Origin of the sequence: Streptomyces sp. C, from assembly GCF_000158895.1 — a bacterium.
In the GTDB taxonomy this organism is placed as follows: domain Bacteria; phylum Actinomycetota; class Actinomycetes; order Streptomycetales; family Streptomycetaceae; genus Streptomyces; species Streptomyces racemochromogenes.
The window spans coordinates 5977084-5983377 of the sequence record NZ_GG657750.1 but is presented as its reverse complement, the minus strand read 5'-3'; the positions used below and the strand labels follow the sequence as shown (position 1 = coordinate 5983377).

Genomic DNA, 6294 nt, shown 5'->3' with positions numbered 1-6294 from the left:
CCGGGGACGGTGATCGCGGCGGGTGCCCTCAGCAGCTCGGCGTAGGCGCGCAGGGTGCGGCGGGCCCGGAAGGCGCGGCCGGGGAAGGGCGGCAGGTGCAGCGGCCCGTCGGGGGCGGTGGTGCGGGGGCGGGCCGCCCGCCCGGCCGCGGCGGCGTGCGCGGCCGGGCCCGGGGCCGGTCCTGCCGCCCGGCTCGGGGCCGGTCCTGCCGCCCGGCTCGGGGCCGGTCCTGCCGCCGGGCTCGGGGCCGGTCCTGCCGCGGAGCCCGGGGCCGGTCCTGCCGCCCGGCTCGGGGCCGGTCCTGCTGCCGCCGTCACGGCCGGGCCCCGCTCAGCGGGTCCGGGCGTGCCGGCGCGGGGGCGGCGGCCGGGGCGGTGGCCCAGGCGCGCAGGGTCTCGTACTGGAGGGTGAGGTTGTGCTCGGCGGAGCCGGCCGGGTCCTTGAAGAAGAAGCCGAGGGCGGTCAGCGCCCCGGCCTCGCCGCGCCGGGCGGCCAGCGCGGTGAGCCGTACGAGGTCCAGGACCAGCGGGGCGGCGAGCGCGGAGTCGCAGCCCTGCCAGGTGAACTGCATGGTCATGCGGACACCGAGGAAGCCCTCGAAGGAGATGTGGTCCCAGGCGGTCTTCCACTCCCCCATCTCGGGGACGTTGTCGATGTGCGTCTGCCCCTGGACGGCGTGCCCGACGGTGTCCTCCAGGGCGCGCTGCTTGGACTCGGTCTTGGAGCGGGCGGCGGCCGGGTCGGCGAGGGTGGCGCCGTCGCCGCCGCCGAGCAGGTTGGTGCCGGACCAGGAGCGCAGGCGCAGCGCGCGCTGGGTGAACATGGGGGCGAGGGCGCTCTTGACGAGGGTCTCGCCGGTCTTGCCGTCTCGGCCGGCGTGCGGGACGCGGCGCAGCCGGGCCAGTTCCTCCAGGGCGGGCAGGGCGGCGCCGGCCGAGGGGGTGAAGTTGACGTAGGAGCAGCCCGCGGTGAAGGCGGCGTAGGCGTAGAGGGAGCTGGCGGGCAGGGTCACCGTACCGGCGGCCAGGCCCGCTTCGAGGGCGGCGAGGTCCAGGAAGGCCGGGTCGGGGTCGGGCAGCGGCTCCGTGGAGGAGACGTTGACGACGACCACCTGTTCCAGGGCGTGCCGGTCGCGGAAGGCGGCCATGTCCTCGGCGAGGCGGGCGGCGGTCCGGGACTGGGACTCGCCCGGGCGGGCGGATCCGTCGCGGATCTCCAGCTCGGCGGCGGCCAGCGGCGTGTCCAGGGCCCCCAGGACGGACGCGGGCAGCACTCCCGCGTCCACGAGCTGCCGGGCCCTCGCCGACAGCGGTGTGCCGACGACGTCGTGGCCGCCGAACACCAGGTCGGCGAGGGCCGGGAGGGGCGCGTCCGCGAAAGGGGGGGTTTCGGTGACGCACCCGACGGGGGAGGCGGCACCCGCGACGACGGCGGCGGCGCCGGCGACGGCGACCGTGGCGACCGAACCGCGCGCGCCGACCATCCAGACACCGATTCGGGGTGATGATCCGGTAGTGTCTCGCATGGTGTGCCAATCCTCCTGAGCCGTAAGGAACGTGGTGCCTGGTGTGGGGTCCGGGGCCCGTCCGGTACGGCGGACGGGCCCCGGGGCGGGACTACTTGCCCATGTCGGCCGGGTAGGGCCAGACGTCGAACGCCGCGGTGACCTTGGCGTCGGAGCGGCACAGCCACTTGGCGGTGACCTTGTTCACCGTGTGCCGGGGCAGGTGCTTGTTGTCGTTGGCGTCGTTGACCGGCTTGCCGATCGACTGGAGCTCCCAGGCCATGCCGGTGAGGCGGTTGATGTGCGCCCAGAAGCGCCGGTCGACGTCCAGCAGCTGGAAGGACTGCAGGTAGGCGTGCCAGCGGTGGTAGGCCTGGGTGGGGGTGGGCGGCGTGTAGTTCATCATGTGGACCTTGTTGCCGGCGGGGCGGCGCGGGTCGAACAGGGTGCCCTGGCCGAACTCCTGGAAGGCGAAGACGAGGCCCTTGGGGTCGCGGCCGTACCACTTGTCGTAGACCTTCTTCTGCTCGCGGGAGAGCAGCTCGAAGTGGGCGCGGTTCGGCTGGATGATCTCCATCCAGCTGCGCGGGTAGCGGCCGCCCTTGCGGGTGGCGACCCAGGCGTCGTACGACTTGGTGAACCCGCCGAAGGGGGCGGTGATCGCCCCGACCGCGGCCTTCATCTCCGCGCTGGGGTTGTAGTACGACATCTCGTCGTAGTCGTACCAGAACTCGCTCGCCCAGCGGTCGCCCACCAGGCCCTCGACCTTGGGCAGCTCCGGGCGGTGGCGGCCGTGGGCCGCGGCGGGCGTCGCGCCGACGAGGCCGACGGTGGCGGCGGCTCCGGCGACGCCGAGGGCGGTCCGCAGGACGCTCCTCCGGTCCATGGAGTTGAGCGGCATGGTCGTGCTCCTTCGGGGTCTGGCGCGGATGCGGACGGGCATTCGGGGGACTGCGATGACCTGTACTTTTCCGTGGCCCGCTATGGCCGCTCTATACGTTCCGTACGTCTGTCCGGGCCCCCGGGAACGCGGCCGCGCAGGCCCCCTGGGCGGGGGCCTGCGCGGGTTCGGGTACGGGCGGGTCAGGGGGCTGCTACGCCTCCTCCAGGGGGTTGCGGCGCAGGGCGGGCGAGAGCAGCGCGGCGAGCGCGGTGAGGCCCATGGCGGCGCTGAGGCCGAGGACGGTGCGGGTGGGCCCGTACGCCTCCAGGGCGAAGCCCGCGGCGACGGGTCCGGCGGCCATGGCCCCGCCGCCGACGAGCATGGCGAGGGAGTTGGCCCTCCCCCGCATCCGGTCGGGGGCGACGCGGACCATGAAGACCCCGCCGGCGACGTTGAAGACGCCGCCGACGTAGCCGCTGGCCGCGAAGAGGGCGCCGAGGGCGAAGGGGTCGCGCAGGACGGCGACGGGCACCATGAGCGCGGTCCAGACGGCCAGTCCGCCGAGGACCAGGGTGCGCAGGGAGAACCGGGTGGCCCACCAGCCGCCGCTGATGGCGCCGACGAGCCCGCCGGCCCCGCTCAGGGAGAGGACGAGGCCGATCTCGAACTGTGAGCCGTGGTTCTCCTGGATCCCGGTCATCACCGCGAGGTTGAGGCCCTGGAAGAGCAGGTTGGAGACGGCCACGGCGGCCATGACGGCGCGCAGGAAGTGCTGGCGCCACATCCAGACGAGGCCCTCCTTGACGTCCGCGAGGAGGTCGGGGCGCGGGCCGGCGCGCTCGGTCTGGAGCTTGCCCCGGACCCCGAACAGCAGGGCGACGGAGGCGAGCTGGCCGACGAGTGCCGCCACGTAGGGGAAGGAGGCCCCCAGGGCGACCAGGCCGCTGCCCAGGGGCTGACCGGCGATGGCTGTTTTCTTTTTTTGCGCGCCTCGTTGCCGGTGAGTTTGTTCGGGGAGCTGCTCGGCGGGGACGACGGCGGGGACGGCGGCCCGCTCGGCGAGCTGGTGCAGGACGCCGAGGGTGCCCTCCACGAAGGCGGCGGCGAGCAGGGCCCACAGCCGGACGTGGCCGCTGAGCAGCAGCGCCGCGACCGCCCCGGCGACCAGCGCCTGTCCGAGGCCGGCGCCGAGCATGATCCGGCGCCGGTCCCAGCGGTCGACGAGGGCGCCGCCGATCTCCGGCCCCGGCCTCGGACCCGGCTCCGGCCCCGGCCCCGGCCCCGGCGGGGGTCGGCGGGGTTCCCGTGGGCGGGGTCGCCCCGGCGTGCGGGGCGGCTCCGGCGGAGGCGGCCTCCGCCGGGGTCGCGGCACCGGAGGCGTCCGCGGCGTCTTCGTTCAGGTGCCACTGGAGGACCGCCGGGTCGGTCGCCGTCTTCGGCGGCGGGGTCACCGTACGGCCAGGGCGGGGCGGAGCCCGGCCAGGTCGTCCGCGGCGGCGTCGAAGCCGGAGTGGGTGTACTCCAGGACCGCCATCGCGCTGTGCATCTTGTTCGTGGCCTGGGCGAAGGCGATGCTCATCGGCCCGTCCAGCACCTCCGCGGTGACCTCCTCGCCCCGGTGGGCGGGCAGGTCGTGCATGAAGGCGGCGCGCGGGCTGCCCTCCCACAGGCCGGCGGTGACCTGGAACGGGGCGAAGATCTCCCGCCAGTTCGCGTCCGGCTTCTCGGTGCCCGTGGTCTGCCAGCGCGTCGTGTAGACGACGTCGAAGCCCTCGGGCAGTACGTCCATGTCGTGCCGCTCCACGAGCACCGCTCCGGTGCGGTCGGCCTGGGCCCGAGCCCGTCGGGTGAGGGACGGCAGCAGCCCGTAGCCGGGCGGGGTGCGCAGTTCGAAGTGGACGCCCGGGAAGCGGGTGAGGGCCAGGGCGAGGGCGGCGGCGGTGTTGTTGCCCTCGCCGACGTACAGGATGCGCAGCCCCTCGATCCGGCCGAAGTGGCGGAGCAGGGTGGTGAGGTCGGTGAGGGCCTGGGTGGGGTGTTCCTCGGCGCTCATGGCGTTGACGACGGCCATCCGGTCCTGGGCGGCCCAGCCGCGCAGCTCGGCCTCGGGGCCGGCGGTGCGGGCGACGAGGACGTCGAGCATGCCGGACAGGACGCGGCCGGTGTCCTCGACGGACTCCCCGGTGTTGAGCTGGAGGTCGCCGGGGCCGTAGGCGACGGTCTTCGCGCCGACGCGCAGGGCGCCGGAGGAGAAGGCGGTGCGGGTGCGGGTGGAGGTCTTGGCGAAGTAGATGCCGGCGACGAGGCCGTCGAGGGCGTCGGAGCCGGTGGCGGTGCCCGCCGAGAACTGGGCTCCGCGGGCGACGATGCGGCGCAGGTCCAGGTCGGTGAGGTCGTCGATGGAGATCAGGTGGCGGGCGGGGCGGCGGCCCCGCCGGTCGGTGGTGTGGCGGTCCATCGGATCAGCCCTTCCGGGGGTGGTCTGCGCCGTCCTGGCGGGCGGCGGCGGCTTCGAGCGCGGTGGCGGTCTGGGCGACCGTGTGGTTGCGGAGCGCGGTGGCCAGGTCGAGGGCCAGTCCGTGCCGGCGGGCGGTGACGAGCAGCGGGGCCACCAGCAGGGAGTCCCCGCCGAGGTCGCGGAAGTCGTCGTGCACGCCGACCTGTTCGAGGCCGAGGACCTCGGACCAGACCTCGGCGAGCACCTTCTCCAGGTCGGTGCGGGGGGCGGTGTACGGCAGGGGCGTCGCGGTGGCCTGGCGGGAGGCCAGGGCGGCCTTGTCGCGCTTGCCGTTCGCGGTCAGCGGGAGCCGCGCGACGACGGTGACGGTGGCCGGGATGACGGCGGCGGGCAGGACGGTGCGCAGCCGGTCGCGCAGGGCGGCCACCTCGACGGGCGCCCCGTCGGCGGGGACCACCCAGGCGGCGAGCCGCTTGCCGCCGTCGGCGGCGTCCACGGGGGCGACGAGCGCCTCGCGGACGGCCGGGTCGGCGGTCAGGGCGGCTTCGGCCTCGCCGGGTTCGACGCGGTGGCCGCGGATCTTGACCTGCTCGTCGGCGCGGCCGGTGAACTCCAGGATCCCGCCGGGCAGGCGGCGGGCGAGGTCGCCGGTGCGGTAGATGCGGGTGCCGGGAAGTCCGTACGGGTCCGGCAGGAACGATTCGGCGGTGAGTGCGGGCTGTCCGGCGTAGCCCCGCGCCAGCCCCTCGCCGCCCAGCCACACCTCGCCGGCGATGCCGTCGGGCACCGGCCGCAGCCGCTCGTCGAGGATCCGCAGCAGCACGCCGGGCAGGTTGGAGCCCAGCGGGACCAGGGTGCGCCCGGTGTTGGGGCGGACGTACCCGAAGGTGGCGGCGACGGTGGCCTCGGTGGGCCCGTACTCGGCGCCGAGCAGCATCCGCCCGCCGGCCGCGGCGATCCGGGCGGAGACCCGCTCGGCCTGCGCGGTCGGGTAGGCGTCGCCGGCGCAGACGGTGATCCCGGCGAGGCCGCCGAGCTCGCTGTCGGTGAGCTGCGCCTCCAGCAGCTGGAGGTGGCCGGGGGTGAGCCCGACGAAGGAGTACGGGGCTCCGGCCAGCAGCAGCGGACCGAACTCGCCCGGCTGCCAGTCCTGCGGCAGCAGGTGCACCGGCTGCCCGGTGAGCAGCGGCGCGTACAGGGCGGGCATGCCCAGGTCGAAGCCGACCGAGGTGAACCAGGGGGCGCCGCCGGTGCCGGCCTCCGCGTAGGCCCGTACGGCCCAGTCGAGGTAGTGGGCGAGGGCGCGGTGGGTGACCTCGACGCCCTTGGGGGTGCCGGTGGAGCCGGAGGTGTGCAGGACGTACGCCAGCCGGTCCCGGTCAACGTCCAGGCCGAGCGGGCTCCCGTCGCCCTCGTGGGTTTCTCCTCGGCCGCGAGCACCCGCCCCGC

General features: G+C 75.4%; 5 protein-coding genes and 1 pseudogene. All 6 read right to left on the bottom strand.

Annotation, left to right across the window (positions count from 1 at the left end):
- A pseudogene (locus SSNG_RS43080) lies at positions 1-317 on the bottom strand (hypothetical protein); the annotation flags it as partial.
- On the bottom strand, positions 314-1525 hold the full coding sequence (locus tag SSNG_RS26985) for an inositol-3-phosphate synthase (protein ID WP_042802005.1): 1212 nt from the start codon (positions 1523-1525) through the stop codon (positions 314-316). The pseudogene SSNG_RS43080 and the gene SSNG_RS26985, both read right to left, overlap by 4 nt.
- Positions 1526-1616: 91 nt before the next feature.
- Entirely contained in the window at positions 1617-2405 is a 789-nt protein-coding gene (locus SSNG_RS26980; protein ID WP_007267097.1) for a hypothetical protein, read from the bottom strand.
- A gap of 193 nt (positions 2406-2598) precedes the next feature.
- Positions 2599-3759: an MFS transporter gene (locus SSNG_RS26975; RefSeq protein WP_007267096.1), complete on the bottom strand. Its 1161-nt coding sequence runs from the start codon at positions 3757-3759 to the stop codon at positions 2599-2601.
- A 75-nt stretch (positions 3760-3834) separates the two neighbouring features.
- Positions 3835-4845 carry an ornithine carbamoyltransferase gene (locus SSNG_RS26970; protein WP_042802002.1) on the bottom strand — a complete coding sequence of 337 codons (1011 nt, stop codon included), beginning with the start codon at positions 4843-4845 and terminating at the stop codon, positions 3835-3837.
- A gap of 4 nt (positions 4846-4849) precedes the next feature.
- On the bottom strand, positions 4850-6294 hold a 1445-nt coding region (locus SSNG_RS44130), incomplete at its 5' end, for a non-ribosomal peptide synthetase (RefSeq protein WP_007267094.1).

Bases quoted from the DNA above. Each gene is read 5' to 3' on its own strand.
- SSNG_RS26970 (WP_042802002.1), bottom strand. From the start codon at position 4,845: ATGGACCGCCACACCACCGACCGGCGGGGCCGCCGCCCCGCCCGCCAC.
- SSNG_RS26985 (WP_042802005.1), bottom strand. From the start codon at position 1,525: ATGCGAGACACTACCGGATCATCACCCCGAATCGGTGTCTGGATGGTC.
- SSNG_RS26980 (WP_007267097.1), bottom strand. From the start codon at position 2,405: ATGCCGCTCAACTCCATGGACCGGAGGAGCGTCCTGCGGACCGCCCTC.